The organism is Agrobacterium sp. (assembly GCF_032092815.1).
Lineage (GTDB): Bacteria > Pseudomonadota > Alphaproteobacteria > Rhizobiales > Rhizobiaceae > Agrobacterium.
In genome coordinates, this window is the sequence record NZ_DAMDBP010000043.1 from 12,602 (window position 1) to 27,142 (window position 14,541).

At 55.4% G+C, this 14,541-nt stretch carries 14 protein-coding genes; 10 read left to right on the forward strand and 4 right to left on the reverse strand.

The annotated features are described in order from the left end of the window. Window positions 1-593: class II glutamine amidotransferase (locus RT613_RS19585; protein WP_313618061.1), on the forward strand; the 593-nt coding region annotated here is incomplete at its 5' end. A gap of 6 nt (window positions 594-599) precedes the next feature. Here the strand turns inward: RT613_RS19585 and RT613_RS19590 are convergent. After that, a complete protein-coding gene (locus RT613_RS19590; protein WP_313618062.1) occupies window positions 600-1,019 on the reverse strand; it encodes a DUF2000 domain-containing protein in 420 nt (139 codons plus the stop codon). Window positions 1,020-1,141: 122 nt separating this feature from the next. Here RT613_RS19590 and RT613_RS19595 point away from each other — a divergent pair, with 122 nt between their 5' ends. The 3 genes from RT613_RS19595 to RT613_RS19605 all read left to right on the forward strand — a co-directional run bounded on the left by RT613_RS19595 (window position 1,142) and on the right by RT613_RS19605 (window position 3,319). Beyond that, window positions 1,142-1,618 carry an Lrp/AsnC family transcriptional regulator gene (locus RT613_RS19595; protein WP_313618063.1) on the forward strand — a complete coding sequence of 159 codons (477 nt, stop codon included), beginning with the start codon at window positions 1,142-1,144 and terminating at the stop codon, window positions 1,616-1,618. Between the two features lie 247 nt (window positions 1,619-1,865). After that, entirely contained in the window at window positions 1,866-2,255 is a 390-nt protein-coding gene (locus RT613_RS19600) for a DoxX family protein (protein ID WP_313618064.1), read from the forward strand. 155 nt (window positions 2,256-2,410) lie between these two features. Continuing rightward, a complete protein-coding gene (locus RT613_RS19605) occupies window positions 2,411-3,319 on the forward strand; it encodes an EamA family transporter (protein WP_313618065.1) in 909 nt (302 codons plus the stop codon). Between the two features lie 53 nt (window positions 3,320-3,372). On the opposite strand, the gene RT613_RS19610 is transcribed toward RT613_RS19605, so the two are convergent. Continuing rightward, window positions 3,373-4,899, reverse strand: coding sequence for a DEAD/DEAH box helicase (locus RT613_RS19610; RefSeq protein WP_313618066.1), 1,527 nt, complete (start codon window positions 4,897-4,899; stop codon window positions 3,373-3,375). Window positions 4,900-5,420: 521 nt separating this feature from the next. Here RT613_RS19610 and RT613_RS19615 point away from each other — a divergent pair. Further along, window positions 5,421-9,074, forward strand: coding sequence for a response regulator (locus RT613_RS19615; protein ID WP_313618085.1), 3,654 nt, complete (start codon window positions 5,421-5,423; stop codon window positions 9,072-9,074). A 114-nt stretch (window positions 9,075-9,188) separates the two neighbouring features. Here RT613_RS19615 and RT613_RS23875 read toward each other — a convergent pair whose 3' ends face one another. Further along, a complete protein-coding gene (locus tag RT613_RS23875) occupies window positions 9,189-9,443 on the reverse strand; it encodes a flagellin (RefSeq protein ID WP_409558862.1) in 255 nt (84 codons plus the stop codon). A 292-nt stretch (window positions 9,444-9,735) separates the two neighbouring features. After that, window positions 9,736-10,476, reverse strand: a complete 741-nt coding sequence (gene mnmD / locus RT613_RS19625) for a tRNA (5-methylaminomethyl-2-thiouridine)(34)-methyltransferase MnmD (protein WP_313618067.1) — start codon at window positions 10,474-10,476, stop codon at window positions 9,736-9,738. Between mnmD and RT613_RS19630 the strand changes: the two genes are divergently transcribed. The 5 genes from RT613_RS19630 to RT613_RS19650 form a co-directional block, all read left to right on the forward strand. Next, window positions 10,475-11,674, forward strand: a complete 1,200-nt coding sequence (locus tag RT613_RS19630; protein WP_313618068.1) for an FAD-binding oxidoreductase — start codon at window positions 10,475-10,477, stop codon at window positions 11,672-11,674. The genes mnmD and RT613_RS19630 overlap by 2 nt on opposite strands. 109 nt (window positions 11,675-11,783) lie before the next feature. Continuing rightward, complete coding sequence (locus RT613_RS19635; RefSeq protein WP_313618069.1) at window positions 11,784-12,527, forward strand: DUF1045 domain-containing protein; 744 nt, start codon at window positions 11,784-11,786, stop codon at window positions 12,525-12,527. A gap of 129 nt (window positions 12,528-12,656) precedes the next feature. Further along, a complete protein-coding gene (gene puuE, locus RT613_RS19640) occupies window positions 12,657-13,580 on the forward strand; it encodes an allantoinase PuuE (protein ID WP_313618070.1) in 924 nt (307 codons plus the stop codon). A gap of 1 nt (window position 13,581) precedes the next feature. Further along, window positions 13,582-14,079 (forward strand): 2-oxo-4-hydroxy-4-carboxy-5-ureidoimidazoline decarboxylase, encoded by a 498-nt coding sequence (uraD, locus tag RT613_RS19645; protein ID WP_313618071.1) that lies wholly within the window; start codon window positions 13,582-13,584, stop codon window positions 14,077-14,079. Then, the coding region (locus RT613_RS19650) for an ureidoglycolate lyase (RefSeq protein WP_313618072.1) at window positions 14,080-14,541 on the forward strand (462 nt) is incomplete at its 3' end.

Here is a 14,541-nt window from a genome sequence, read left to right on the forward strand (position 1 = left end):
TCTGTCATCAGATCGAGGCGCAGATGTTTCTGGCACATGTACGCTCTGCTACAACGGGCGGTGTGTCGATGGCCAATTGCCATCCGTTCGGGCTTGATCGTCATCTGTTCATGCATAACGGCCAGATTGGCGGTTATGAACATGTCAAACGCAAGGTCGAAGCGCTTATCCCTGATGAGGTTTATACAGCCCGCAGCGGTAGCAGTGACAGCGAAGCGATTTTCCTGATCGCGGCCGGTTTCGGTCTGGCGGTCGATCCAATCTCGGCATTCTCGCGAACGCTGTTGACCTGTCTTGATATTCTGCGTTCATCCCATGTCGATCAGCCGATCCGTTTCAGTGCTGTGCTGGCAAATGGCGACACGATGTATGCCTTTCGCTGGTCGAGCGACGAGCGTCCGCCATCGCTTTATTGGCGGCGTATGCCTGATGGCGTTGCGGTTGCTTCCGAACCCTTCGGTGACCGGGATGAAACATGGGAGCTTATCCCGGCCAATACGGTTGCCACGGTAACCGGTGCAAAGATTTCGTTTGCGCCCTTTGATCCTTGTCTTGAAGAGGTCGATGTGCAGCGTCTCTGCGAGCCTGCCTGATCGCACTCACCGCAGCAGTTTCAAGGCGCCGGTCAGCGATCTCACCAGTTTTGTCGGACCTGCCAGTCCCAACCCGTCGATCACCTCCTGTGACAAATCGCGGTCTGGGAATGTCTGCTGATAATCCTGATAATTGTGCAAGGCTCTGGCAAATGCCGGGAAGGGTACGGTGACAATGTCCTGCGTGCCTGCGTCGATGATTTTCAGCATGATATTGCGGATGGTGTCTGCGTCGGCCTGCAGAATGGGAACCGGTCTGTTGGAACTGATGTCGATGCTGCGCTCATGCATATCCGTCAGGCGGTCGGCAGCCAACTGCGGTATTTTTGCGCCAATACCGATACCGATTGCGCCAATGGTGTTGGCGATCAGTCCCATTGGCAGGGCCGGATTAACGATGATGGCGGTGTGAAGGTCAGGTGTCATGGTTTCCTCGTCGTTTCGGCGGGGAAAATAGGTGCTTTTGTCTGGTAGATCATACCTATTGTTGCCGAGAATTACCCTGATTTGGTAGTCTCTACCTCACAATCGAGTGTATGAGGTGACTTATGTCCAATACGGGTCTGGAGGCGGAGGATGTCCGCATTCTCCATCATTTGCAGAACGACGGTCGCATGACCAACCAGGCGCTATCTGATGCAGTGGGGCTGTCCACATCGCCATGCTGGCGCCGCGTCCGTCATCTCGAAGAAAGCGGTGTCATCAACGGATACACCGCAAAACTGGACCGCAGGCAGATCGGTCTTGGTGTTCTGGCGTTCATTCGCGTGAAAATCGACAGCCATAACGAGGCGGAAGCCGAAGACTTTTCGCAGCAGGTGTCGGCGCTGAAAGAGGTGGTTGCCTGTTACAGCATTGCTGGAGACGCAGACTTCCTGTTGCAGGTGGTCGCCGCAGATCTGGATAGCTACGCGGACTTTGCCATGTCGGTTGTCCGTCGCCTTCCGAGAATCAAGGAAATGCAGACGACATTCGTGCTGAAGGAAATTAAGGGATTTGATGGTTTTCCACTTGATTGCGCGTGAAAGCCCTCAAAATCGCATTGGTAAACAGGCTATTTTTGCTAATATCCGTTTTCGTGTCGGGGTTGTAATTTCAAATTCAGCATGCCAAACTCGGCGCGCTTTCAACTCATTGTAGAATAAGGGCTTTTTGGCCTGACGTCTAATTACGGAAATGCCGAAAATGTGAATTCCAGTGTTTGATACGTGTCTTCGCGAAGTGTTTTTCAGGCGCTATCGAGCGGAAATCAATCCAACAGGGGCATCCTTCATGGCACTCTTCGACAACCTTTCAAAATACCGGCCTTACGGCCTTGCTGCTCTGCGTATCATTGTTGCCCTGCTGTTCATCCAGCATGGCACGCAAAAACTGTTCGGCTTCCCTGCATCGCAGATGGAAGGTTCGTTGCCGCCACTGCTTTTGGCTGCTGCACTTCTTGAACTGGTCGGTGGCATCCTGATCCTAGTCGGCCTGTTCACGCGCCCTGTTGCCTTCATTCTTTCAGGTCAGATGGCGGTTGCCTATTTCATGGCCCATGCGCCATCCAGCTTCTTCCCGGCTCTGAACGGTGGCGATGCTGCAATCCTGTTCTGCTTCGTGTTTCTGTACATGTTCTTGTCCGGCCCCGGTGCCTTTTCGCTGGACGAGAAGCGCGGCTGATTAACCGCGTAGATGGTCGTTTCATTGGAAACCCGCCTGGTTTTGTCAGGCGGGTTTTTTAGTGTTTATTTTTTGAAAACTTCGGTCTGCGCCGAAACATCACACATGGCATTCGGCCTAGAAGCGGGTCATGATATTCTGACAGGAAACAGACCGTGACCACTCAAAACACCATGCTTCGTGAATTGGCGCTCCTTGCCGTGCTCGCCACCCTTTGGGGTGCGTCTTACACCTTCATCAAGGCCGGCGTCGAAACCATTCCACCCATCACGCTGATTGCGGCCAGAACCCTGATTGCAGGTCTTGTGCTTCTTGCCGTTCTTTATCTGCGAGGTGTGCGTTTGCCGACGGACAAAGCCGTTTGGAAGCGCTTTGTCATTCAGGCCTGCCTGAACAGTGCCGTTCCCTTCACGCTGATTGCCTGGGCTGAACAGAGTATCGATGCCGGACTTGCCGTCATCCTGAACTCGACAACGCCGATTTTCACGTTGCTGCTGACTGCATTTGTGACCCGCCATGAAAGCGTCACCGGACGCAAGCTGTTCGGCATCATGGTTGGAATGGCGGGCACCTGCCTGATCATCGGCGTTCAGGCACTGACTGGCCTTGGCCAAGCCTTATGGGCGCAACTGGCGGTGATTTTCGCGACGATCTGCTATGCGGGAGCGGCAATATTCGGCAAGGGTTTCAAGGGATTTGATCCAATGATCCCGGCTACCGGTTCGCTGATCTCAGGTGCAGCCATACTGGTGCCAATTAGCCTTGTGGTCGATCAGCCCTGGACTTTGCAGCCATCAATGTCGTCGCTGCTGGCCTTGCTCGGCCTGTCGGTCTTTTCGACAGCGCTGGCTTTCATCATCTATTTTCGTCTGATGCAGACACTTGGCTCGGTTGGTGCGACCTCGCAGGCGTATCTGCGTGTGCCGGTTGGCGTTGTCATCGGCATGATCTTCCTCGGTGAAATGCCCGACGCCTCTGCATGGGCTGGTATGCTGTGCGTGCTTGTCGGTGTCATTGCCATGACCCTGCCGGCTCGCCAGCATAAATTTGCAAAACAAGCCTGATAACAAAAAAGCCCCGCAAGCGATCGGCTTGCGGGGCTTTTGATCTTTATGGCTTAGCGATTGCGACCGCGGTTGCCACCATTGCCGGATGCGCGCTTTTCAGGAGCGTGACCGCCAGCAGGCGAGTGGCGGTTTGCGCCGGGCTTGCGGGCAGGGCGGTTGCGCTTCTTGGAAGGGCCACCAGGTCTGCCGGTTTCACCCTCAACCTGCTTGACGCGCTTGAAGTCGGAAGTGACTTCCAGATCGTTGTCGCGTTCGACCGGTGCGAATTCGCCGGCGCGCTGGCCACGGAAATCGCCATTGCGACGTCCACCATTGCGCTGACCGCCTTCGCGATGACCACGGTCATTGCGTTCACCATGGCCACGCTCTGCGCCACCCTGACGACGTGGGCCGCCATTGTTGTTGCGGTTGCGGTTGTTGCCGCGGGTCGGGCTTGCCAGCACTTCCGGACGTTCGCCGGACGCAACGGTGATGTCGATGTTCATCAGACGTTCGATATCACGCAACAGGCGGGTTTCATCCGGTGCGCAGAAAGCGATTGCAATGCCGTCACGACCAGCACGGGCCGTACGGCCGATGCGGTGAACATAGGCATCAGGCACTTCCGGCAGGTCGTAGTTGAAGACGTGCGTGACGGCTGGAATGTCGATGCCGCGTGCAGCAACGTCAGTTGCAACCAGCACCTTGATTTCGCCGTCCTTGAAACCCTTCAAGGCGCGTTCGCGCTGACCCTGGCTTTTGTTGCCGTGGATGGATGCAACCTTGAAACCGATGTGCTCGAGATGCTTGGACAGCTTTTCAGCGCCATGCTTGGTGCGCAGAAACACGATGGCGCGGCCATCCGGGTTCTCGTTGAGCGACTTCTTGAGAAGTTCGGTCTTGTCGTTCTTGCCTGCTACGAAGTGAACATACTGTTCCACCTTGTCGGCAGCCTTGCCGGGAGGTGTGACCTCAACGGTAACCGGGTTGGTCAGGTAGCTGGAGGCCAGATCAGCAATTGCCTTCGGCATGGTGGCCGAAAACAGCAATGTGTGACGCTTGGATGGAACCATGCGTGAAATCTTGCGCAGGTCATGAATGAAGCCAAGGTCCAGCATCTGGTCGGCTTCGTCGAGAACAAGGTGGGTGACCTTGGACAGGCTGATTGCGTTGCGAGCAATGAGGTCCAGCAGACGACCCGGTGTTGCCACCAGAATGTCGGTGCCCTTTTCCAGCTGCAACTGCTGCTTGTTGATCGATGCGCCACCAACAACCTGGTTGATGCGCAGCGGCGTCTTGCGCACGAAGGAGCGCAGGTTTTCGCCGATCTGGTTCACCAGTTCGCGGGTTGGTGCGAGGATGAGCGTGCGGGCCGTGCGGTTTGCCGGACGGTCTGCATTCTTCAGCAGCATTTCAATGATTGGCAGGCCAAAGGCTGCGGTTTTGCCGGTACCGGTCTGTGCGAGGCCGATCATGTCGCGACCCTGGAGCAGCAGCGGGATCGCCTTTGCCTGAATTGGGGTCGGTGTCTCGTAACCAAGCTGGGTAACTGTGGCCACGATCTTTTCGGATAGGCCGAGTTCGTTAAAACTGGTCAATAAAATAACCTTTCGGGGCGCCAAAACGCTGTCGCCGGAACAGCCCATGCCGGTCCGGTTGTCTTGGCGTCAAGAACCCCGCGTGAATTGGGAACTTGTGGGTTGGAATGACTTTCTGCGCGTTAAGTGCGGTCACGAAGACCATCTGCCTTGCTATATGCGCTTTTCCTTCCTGCGCTTGTATCTCATGCGTCATGCAGCTCACGCGGCTGCCGGAAGGTGAAAGCAGTGTGCATTTGGGCGTTTCACGTCCGAAAGTCAAGCAAATGTTTCTGGTAGTGCTGTTTTGAGTACAAGTCTGGAGCACTACTTTACCGTTTGAACATCTTTTCGATTATATACATTTTTCTTAAATTTAATCTGTTTAACCATCCGCAGGTTCTGGCCATCCTGCTTTTCAGACCATAGATTCCGCACAACTGTGCAATCCATGCGAGATTGATTCGATTGGATCAGGCTGGTTGTGACTGTTAAGACCGAACGAGGGCTAACTGGTGGGCATTAACGGCGAGTTGCTGGCAATGGCGTGTGAAGGGATCCGCGATCTGGATCTTCCCGCATGCATCAAAGACAGCGAGCTTCGTTATGTTGCCGTCAACGAGGCTTATGCACGTTTTATCGGCCGTCCCATGCAGGATTTTCCGGCCAAGGGAACCTATGAACTCTCAGGCAATCCCGGTGATATAGACCGCGAAGACAAGGAACGTCGTTCGCTGGTTTTTGCCACGGAAGAAATCGCCGCCTGTCAGGGTGCCGTGTCGCTTGGTCGCCATGCCATTCGTTGTGAACGTTTCATCGCCGATGACGGCGCGATGTTTCTCTACGAAGTGTTTGAAACCATGCCGGCTTTTGAGCTGGAAGCGCTTGGGCGCAATGAGGCTGAAATTCTGGTCGGCAGTGGTGTGCTTGACCTGATCGATGTCGGTATCTGCATCTACAGTCGCGAAAACCGGCTGCTTTACCACAATGCCCGCCTATCCGATTTCTATCGCATGATCGATCTCGAACTGAAACCGGGAATGCGTCTTTCGGAAGTGCTGGGCAGCATTTACGATCATGCCGCCAACAATGGCGAAGAGGGTGTTAGCCGTGATCCGTCTGCCAGACGTGCCTGGCTGAATGACCGCCTTGATAAATACAATCTGCCCTATTTTGAAACAACGGAGCAACTGTGTGATCGCACTTGGCTCAGACAGGTCAACAAACGCCTTGAAAGCGGTTTGCTGATTTGCCTGCGTGTCGATGTGACCGAATTCAAGGCGCATGAGGTTTTACTCAGCCGCCATATTCGCGAAACCTGGCTTTACCGTGAGGCGCTTGAAGAGCTGCCGGTTCCTGTTTTCTTGCGTGACAGTGACCGCCGTTTGACCTTCATCAATGCCGCTTATGAGCGATTGCTTGGCGGTGATCGTCGCAAATTTCTCGGTCAGACTGCCGAAGACATGTTCCCGGACATGCGTGCTGCATTCCGCCGCGAAGATGAAGAGGTGCTGACCACCGGTACTGCCCTGCAGAAAGAAGAAAGTATTTCTTTCAGCAATGGTGCAGAAAATGTGCCTGTCATCACCCGTCTTGGCCGCATCGTGACGCCGGATGACGAGCGTTATCTTGTTGGTTCCATTACCGATGTTTCAGTTCTCAAGGACCGCGAAACGCGCTTCATACAGGCGCAGCAGGAAACCGAGGCGCTGCATGCCGAGCTTGAAGGCATTCTGAAATCGCTGCCGGTCGGTGTGCTGCTGCTTGGGCCTGATCTGATTATTGAATATGCCAACAAGTCTTTCTACCAGACCCTGGATACCCGCGCGAATATTGATCTGGTGGGGCTGACCTACCGCAACTTCCTCGAAATAACCTTCAAGGAAAAGATCTACGACTACAGCGGCAAGACCTTTGAGGAGGTCTATGACAACCGTATCGCACGGCTGCAATCGCCTGATGATTTCGAGCCGCTGGAAATGCGCAGCGCATCCGGCCGGGTCACGGTTATTTCCTGCACGCGCATTGCTGGTGGCAAGGTGCTGATTACCTACACTGACATTACCGGTGTGCGTGAACGCGATAATGAAATCTCGCTTGCCAGAGCAGAGCTCGCTCGGGTTGGTGAATATATGCAGGAAGCCACCCGCGCCATGGCTCAGGGGCTTTTGCTGATCGAGAACGGCGTTGTTATCACATCCAATGATGCTCTGCCGCGCATGCTTGACGTGCCAGCCAGCTTCTTTGCACCGGGCGAAGGCTGGTTAGAGATATTTGCCTTTTGCGCGCGCCGCGGAGATTTTGGAGGGCCGGACGGGGCTGCGGCAACATTTGACGCATGGCACGACAATGTCGCCAAGGCACGACCATTTACCTGGCTGTTCCCAATGGCCAATAACAGCTGGTTCAATCTCGAAGCGACCATCAGCACGGCGGGTTACTGGGTCATCACGATCACTGATGTAACAGAGATGAAGCGCCGCGAAGCAGAGCTTGAGCGGCTGGTGCAGCGGGCCGAAGCGGCAGACCGTGCCAAATCAGAGTTTTTGGCCAATATGAGCCATGAAATTCGCACGCCGATGAATGGCGTTCTCGGCATGGCGGAACTGCTTGCCAAATCCGATCTCGATACGCGCCAGAAGACCTTTACCGACGTTATCGTCAAATCTGGCAATGCGTTGCTGACAATCATCAACGACATTCTTGATTTCTCCAAAATCGATGCCGGGCAGATGAAGCTGCGCAAGGTGCTTTTTGACCCGGTCGAGGCAGTCGAAGATGTCGCCTCGCTTCTGTCGTCGACTGCATCGGAAAAAGATATCGAACTTGCCATCCGCATCGATCCGTCCGTGCAGCATATGGTGGTCAGCGATGCTGGACGTTTCCGGCAGATCATCACCAATCTGGTTGGCAACGCCGTCAAGTTCACCGAAACCGGTTATGTGCTGATCGAACTTGCCGAACAGACACTTGAAGCGGGTGAAGTGCTGCTGACAATCCGCGTGCAGGATACCGGCATCGGCATTCCTTCGGACAAGCTGGCCTCGATTTTCGACAAGTTCAGCCAGGTGGATTCCTCAACCACCCGCCGGCATGAAGGTACGGGCCTTGGGCTTGCGATCACCGTCGGACTGGTTGGCATTTTTGCAGGATCGATCAATGTCGAGAGTGCGGTTGGAGAGGGAACCCTCTTTACCGTGAAGCTGCCGCTTGAGGCGGCGGCATTGCGCGGCAACAAATCCACAGCCCTGCCTGCGGCGGATCTCAGCGGCGCGCGCGTTCTCGTCATTGATGACAATGAGATCAATCGCCAGATCCTCAGCGAACAGTTGTCGCAATGGGGTTATGACAGTTACGCCGCAGAAAGCGGTGCAGCTGGACTTGCGATCATCGAGCAGGCGGCAGAGCTTGGTGTGGTGATCGACACGGTTATTCTCGACTATCATATGCCCGGCATGAACGGCATCGATGTTGCCCGACAGATCCGTTATGATGATCGTTTGCAGGATATGGGCATCGTGTTCCTCACCTCCATGGACATGGTGGTGGGCGATGACAGCCTACTGAACGACATGAATGTGCAGGCACATCTGATGAAGCCTGCCCGTGCGAAGCTGTTGCGTTCGACCCTTGGTGAAATCGTGCGCGCCTCGCGCCTGCAACGGCGTGAGCGTTTGCTGACCGAGCAGCAATACGAGGCAAAACAGGCAGCGTGTCCATCGCCTTCCGCGCTGAAATCCGAGCTGCGCAAGCCGGTTTCCAAGGTTGTAACACCAGCGGTCGCATCGACGCTTGATGTGCTGGTGGCCGAAGACAATGACGTCAACCAGATCGTGTTTTCACAGATTCTGCAGGGCACGGGTTTGCGCTTTTCCATTGTCAACAATGGCAAAAAGGCCGTTGCTGCTTGGGAAGAGCATAATCCCGCAGTGATCCTGATGGACGTGTCGATGCCTGTGATGAACGGGCATCAGGCCACGCAGCTGATCCGTGAGCGCGAAGCCGAGGCGGGTGACGGGCGACATGTGCCGATCGTCGGCGTGACTGCGCATGCGCAGGAAAGCGACCGTGAGCGTTGCCTTGAGGTTGGTATGGATGACTACGTGTCAAAACCGATCAGCCCGGAATTGCTGGAAGCCAAACTCAAGCAATGGCTGGGTGAGACTGTGGTGCAAAAGGCAGGCTCAGCGCTTTAAGATATAGGCGCGAATTGACTTGCGCCGGCCGCTCATTCCTTGAAAACGAAGTGGTTTGAGACATCCTGTTGTACGCAGTCTCAAGCCACTGTTGCATCTATGAGTTTCAATGGATTATCTGAAAAACTGGATGACACTGTCCGGCTGGGTATCGGCGATCGACAGGGCCAGAATGCCAAGCTGCTGTTGGGTTTTCAGCGCCTTGAGGCGTGTGGATTCTTCATTCATGTCGGCGTCCACCAGACGGCCAATGCCGCTGGCGTCAAACAGCTTGCCGCAAACTCCGATTTCGGCTTCCTGTCTTTCGACAATGGTCCAAATTTGCTGGCGGTCTCTGCCATGACGTTCAACTGCCGGTCGACGTGGCATAACAGCACGGCCATCATCGATCCCGGATCAGCATCAGTATCGGCACCGGCAAGACAACGCTACATGTATCGAGAGCGGAGACATGTATTGTCATGATGCTGAGATTGGTCAGGTGTGCGAAATCTGATGTGATGTTGCCGTAATCAATATTTCTGCTCGCGTTCGTGACACTGACGAACAAACCGTTGAGACGAGTGTAAAAGTCAGTTCCATCACTATAGACGCATCGATCATCCGGACGGGGACGGCGTGCCTATAATCCTATTGTGAAATAAACCTCTGCGTGTTGTGTCTAAGATTTTGTACCGCACAACATTTCACGTTTTCCGGCAAATCCCTTGCGTCGTTCGACCGTGAATCCGGCTGCAATCAAGTTGCGGCGCACAAAACCCGCGGCGGCATAGGTGGCAAAGCTACCGCCTTGGACCGTTTTGTCAAACAGCGCCGTCATGATTTCCAGCGACCACATGTCGGGATTACGGGATGGCGCAAAGCCGTCGAGATACCAGGCGTCGAACAGATCAGGGCTTGCTTGAATGCCGTCAAATGCCACACCGCACACCACGGTCAGTATCGTCTGCTCGTCCAGTTGCAGGGTGATCTGGCCTTGCGGATTGTTGGGCCAAAGTTTGATCAGAGCCTGCCGTTCTGCATCGACCTCGGGCCAACGCGAAAGGGCGCGGTCAATTTCGTCTGCTTTCATCGGGTAGAGCTCAAAGGAGATGAAGTGCAGCTTGGCGCCGGCTGGCCGGGTCTGTTTCCACTGCCGCCATGTCTCGCAGAAATTAAGCGCGGTGCCGAAACCGAGCTCGCCAATACGGAAGATGCCGGTCGCTGCCTGCCAGCGATCTGGCAAGTCATTTCCCGCCAGAAACACATGTCCGCACTCCAGCCGTCCATCGGTCTGGCAATAAAAGTGGTCGCCAAACGCCAGTGAATAGGGCATATCGCCCTCACGCCAATCAAGGGTGGTGGCTGAGCTGTCCTGCGGCTGAGTGTTGTTGACCGGTGTGTTTTCGTCTGGATGTGTCATGAATAAAGCCGATAATCTGGCCGGTGCTGCGGGTCAATCTCAATCCGTTCCTTCCTCAATCGACCTTTTGATTGTTGGTGGTGGCGTCATGGGGCTTTGGGCAGCCGTCAAGGCTGAGCGCATGGGGCTGAAAACGCTGCTGGTCGAGGCAAATCGTATCGGGCAAGGTGCAAGTGGTGGCCTGATTGGCGCCCTGATGGCGCATATGCCGGACAAATGGTCGGATAAAAAACAGTTCCAGTTTGATGCGTTGGTGGCGCTGGAAGGCGAGGTTGCCGAGCTGCAGGCAGCGACGGGTCTGTCGGTCGGCTATCGACGTTGTGGGCGGATCATTCCACTGCCCAAACCGCATTTGCGCGACATTGCCCTTCGTCACCAGCAGGATGCCAAGACGAACTGGGCGCAAGCGGGGCACCAATATCACTGGCATGTTCTGGATGTGCCGCCGGTAGCAGACTATCTTTCCACGCAGGAAATGGCTGGCGGTTTTGTCTATGATACGCTCGCTGCGCGCATGTCGCCACGGCTGATGGGCAAGGCCCTTCTTGGATATCTGGCAGCCGCCAAACATGTCACCGTTGTTGAAGGGATGGGTGTAACCGCGCTGGATATGGACCGGACGCAGGCGACATTGTCGGACGGCCAGCTTGTCTCATTTGGCCATGTCATCGTATCGGCCGGGTATCAGTCATTTCCGCTCTTGCAGCAAAGTCTGAAACTTTCGCCCGCCAAACCCTTGGGGCAACCCGTCAAGGGGCAATCTGCGCTGATGAAGGCGACGATCGATCCTGCCGTGCCGGTGGTATTTTTGGGCGGGCTTTATGTCATTCCGCATGACGATGGCATGGTGGCAGTCGGCAGTACCAGTGAGGAAGGTTTTGTTGAACCTTTTACGACGGATGCCCAACTCGATCCCCTGATCGAGAAAGCACGCCAACTGGTTCCTGCTCTTCAGAACGCCGAGGTCATCGAGCGCTGGGCCGGGCTGCGCCCCAAGGCAATCGACCGTGATCCGATGGTTGGAGCGCATCCGGACTATCCGCGTCTCATTGCGCTGACCGGTGGTTTCAAGGTCGGTTTCGGTCTGGCGCATCGGCTGGCAGATGCCGCACTTCGTGTGGTTGAGGGCGGTGAGATGCAGCTTCCTCACAGCTTTTCGCTGGAAAATCACATTGCTGTGGCCATGAAGATTTCATAGCTCTCAGGCGTTTCACGTCGTTAATCTGTCATGCAAATCACCTATCGCTAAATCATCGGCCTGAGAACCGAGGATTGATCATGACGCCAATGGAGCGAGGTGACGACGCATGCGATACGCCATTCATTTCACTCCGTCCCCCAACGACCCGTTGACGGCGGTCGCTGCGGCTTGGCTTGGCCGTGACGTTTATTCCGGGGAGATGGTGGATCCGCCACCGGCAACCGGGCTTGGTATGCAGGAAATTTCCTACCACACGGCTCTGCCGCGCCGGTATGGTTTTCATGGTCTCATCAAGGCGCCATTCCGGCTGTCGGATGAGGTGAGTGAAGCGATGTTGCTGCGCGAGTTGATGTGTTTTGCCGGTCAGCAGCAACCATTTGAATTGCCGCCAATCGAAATCGCCCGCATCGGTCCGGTTTTCACGCTGATCCCATCATGGCCTTGCGAAAGGCTCGGGTTTCTGGCGGCAAGCGTCGTGCAGACATTTGACCGTTACCGGGCACCACTCACCGATGCAGAAATCGATCGCGCCGATCCGGACCAGCTTTCTGCGGCGCAGCTGACCAATCTGCACCGGTGGGGCCATCCCTATGTGATGGAGGATTTCCGTTTTCAGATGCCATTGACCGGTGGCGTTTCACAGCCGGACTTTGCCCGGGTGGAACACGCGGTTCGTGTGGTTTTTGAACCGCATCTTTCCCGTAAACTCACCTTCAACAATCTGGCACTGTTTGTCGAAGACGAGCCGGGTGCACCGTTCCGCGTTCATTCGCTTCACCCCATGGGGCGGGTTTCGGCCCGTCGGGTGGGACGTAAAGAACAGGAACCGGCGCTGATGCTGCCAGCCTGAAAACATCTTGGCGATGGATGCTCCGGTGTCTCGTTCTCAGGCAAAAAGAGAACGGGATGAGGGCATATTTCATCTCGACTTTCCAAATGTGAATGCTACCGTTCTGGCACATATTTGGAAGGTGATTGAATGATATCCGATAATTACCCACGTGATTTGATTGGTTATGGCCGCAACAGTCCTGATCCGCAGTGGCCCGGTGGCGCCAATATCGCGGTTCAGTTCGTCATCAATTACGAAGAGGGCGGAGAAAGCTGTATTCTCGACAATGACAAGGCGTCCGAGTCGCTGCTGTCGGAAATCGTTGGTGCACAGCCCTGGGCCGGACAGCGCAACCTGAACATGGAATCGATCTATGAATATGGCTCGCGTGCCGGTTTCTGGCGTTTGTGGCGCATGTTCACCAGCCTTGGTGTCACCACCACCGTTTACGGGGTAACTTCGGCCATGGCGCGTAATCCGGATGCGGTCGCAGCCATGAAAGAAGCGGGTTGGGAAATTGCCAGCCACGGTTATCGCTGGCTGGAATACAAGGATTTTACCGAAGAAGAAGAGCGCAAACACATTCTCGAAGCCGTGCGTCTTCACACCGAGCTGACGGGTGAGCGCCCCTATGGCATGTACCAGGGCAAACCGTCCGACAACACCTTGAAGCTGGTGATGGAAGAGGGCGGTTTCCTTTATTCCTCGGACTCTTACGCCGATGATCTGCCCTATTGGGTGAAGGGCGCAAAGGATGAACCTTTCCTGATCATTCCCTACACGCTTGAAACCAATGACATGCGCTTTGCCACGCCGCAGGGTTTCAATTCCGGTGACCAGTTCTTCACCTATCTGAAAGACGCATTTGATGTGCTTTATCAGGAAGGGCAGGAAGGTGCGCCAAAGATGCTGAGCGTTGGCCTGCATTGCCGCCTTGTCGGGCGTCCTGGCCGAGCAGCGGCGCTTCGTCGTTTCATCGAATATGTGCTGGGTCACGAGAAGGTTTGGATACCACAACGTATCGAGATCGCGCGCCACTGGCACAAGCACCACAAGCCTGGGGCGGTTTGACATGGTGGATCGTGCAGATTTCGTCAGCCGTTTCGGCGGTGTGTTTGAACATTCGCCGTTTATTGCCGAGCGTGCCTTTGAAGCTGGTGTTCTTGCGGAACCACTGACGGCAACTGGAGTGCATGCTGCGCTGGTGGCACAGTTTCGTGCCGCCTCGCAGCCGGAACGGCTGGGTGTATTGCAGGCGCATCCGGACCTCGCAGGCAAGCTGGCTATTGCAGGCAAGCTGACCGATGACAGCCGTAATGAACAGGCCGGTGCCGGTCTTGACCGCCTGACACCGGAGGAACATGCGCGCTTTACCGAACTGAACACTGCCTATGTGGCCCGTAACGGCTTTCCTTTCATCATTGCGGTGAAGGGTTTGAACCGGCACGATATTCTTGCCGCTTTTGAGCAGCGCATCAGCAATGATCGTGAGACGGAATTTGCCACCGCGACGGCGCAGGTTGAGAAGATCGCCCTGCTTCGTTTGACATCCATGCTGCCGGAGGCCTGAATGACCACGCAGATCAAAGGTGAACGTCTCGTCATCGAGGCGTTGAGCAAACAAGCATTTGCGCCATTCGGTGAGGTGATCGAGGCCACACCATCGTCGGTGAAGATGATCAATGGCGGCACCACAGAACGCCACCACGCTCTGTTTGTGCCAGAGGCCGCAGGCGAGGGCGCACGGGTTGTCATCAACATGTTTCGCGGTCAACCGCGTTCCTTTCCCTATTCAGTTGACATGATGGAGCGGCATCCGCTTGGCAGCCAGAGTTTTTCGCCACTGTCCGCGCGACCGTTTCTGGTGGTGGTGGCAGAAGACGATAATGGCAAACCCGGCAAACCACGGGTGTTTCTGGCGCGGGCCGATCAGGGCGTGAATTATCGCAGGAATGTCTGGCATCATCCATTGATGGCGCTTGATGTCGTCAGCGATTTTCTGGTTGCTGGCCGGGAAGGGCCGGGCAACAAT

Coding starts and splice junctions, on each gene's coding strand:
- RT613_RS19590 (WP_313618062.1), bottom strand. CDS start 1,019: ATGACACCTGACCTTCACACCGCCATCATCGTTAATCCGGCCCTGCCA.
- RT613_RS19595 (WP_313618063.1), top strand. CDS start 1,142: ATGTCCAATACGGGTCTGGAGGCGGAGGATGTCCGCATTCTCCATCAT.
- RT613_RS19600 (WP_313618064.1), top strand. CDS start 1,866: ATGGCACTCTTCGACAACCTTTCAAAATACCGGCCTTACGGCCTTGCT.
- RT613_RS19615 (WP_313618085.1), top strand. CDS start 5,421: ATGGCGTGTGAAGGGATCCGCGATCTGGATCTTCCCGCATGCATCAAA.
- RT613_RS23875 (WP_409558862.1), bottom strand. CDS start 9,443: ATGCCACGTCGACCGGCAGTTGAACGTCATGGCAGAGACCGCCAGCAA.
- RT613_RS19630 (WP_313618068.1), top strand. CDS start 10,475: ATGAATAAAGCCGATAATCTGGCCGGTGCTGCGGGTCAATCTCAATCC.
- mnmD (WP_313618067.1), bottom strand. CDS start 10,476: ATGACACATCCAGACGAAAACACACCGGTCAACAACACTCAGCCGCAG.
- RT613_RS19635 (WP_313618069.1), top strand. CDS start 11,784: ATGCGATACGCCATTCATTTCACTCCGTCCCCCAACGACCCGTTGACG.
- puuE (WP_313618070.1), top strand. CDS start 12,657: ATGATATCCGATAATTACCCACGTGATTTGATTGGTTATGGCCGCAAC.
- uraD (WP_313618071.1), top strand. CDS start 13,582: ATGGTGGATCGTGCAGATTTCGTCAGCCGTTTCGGCGGTGTGTTTGAA.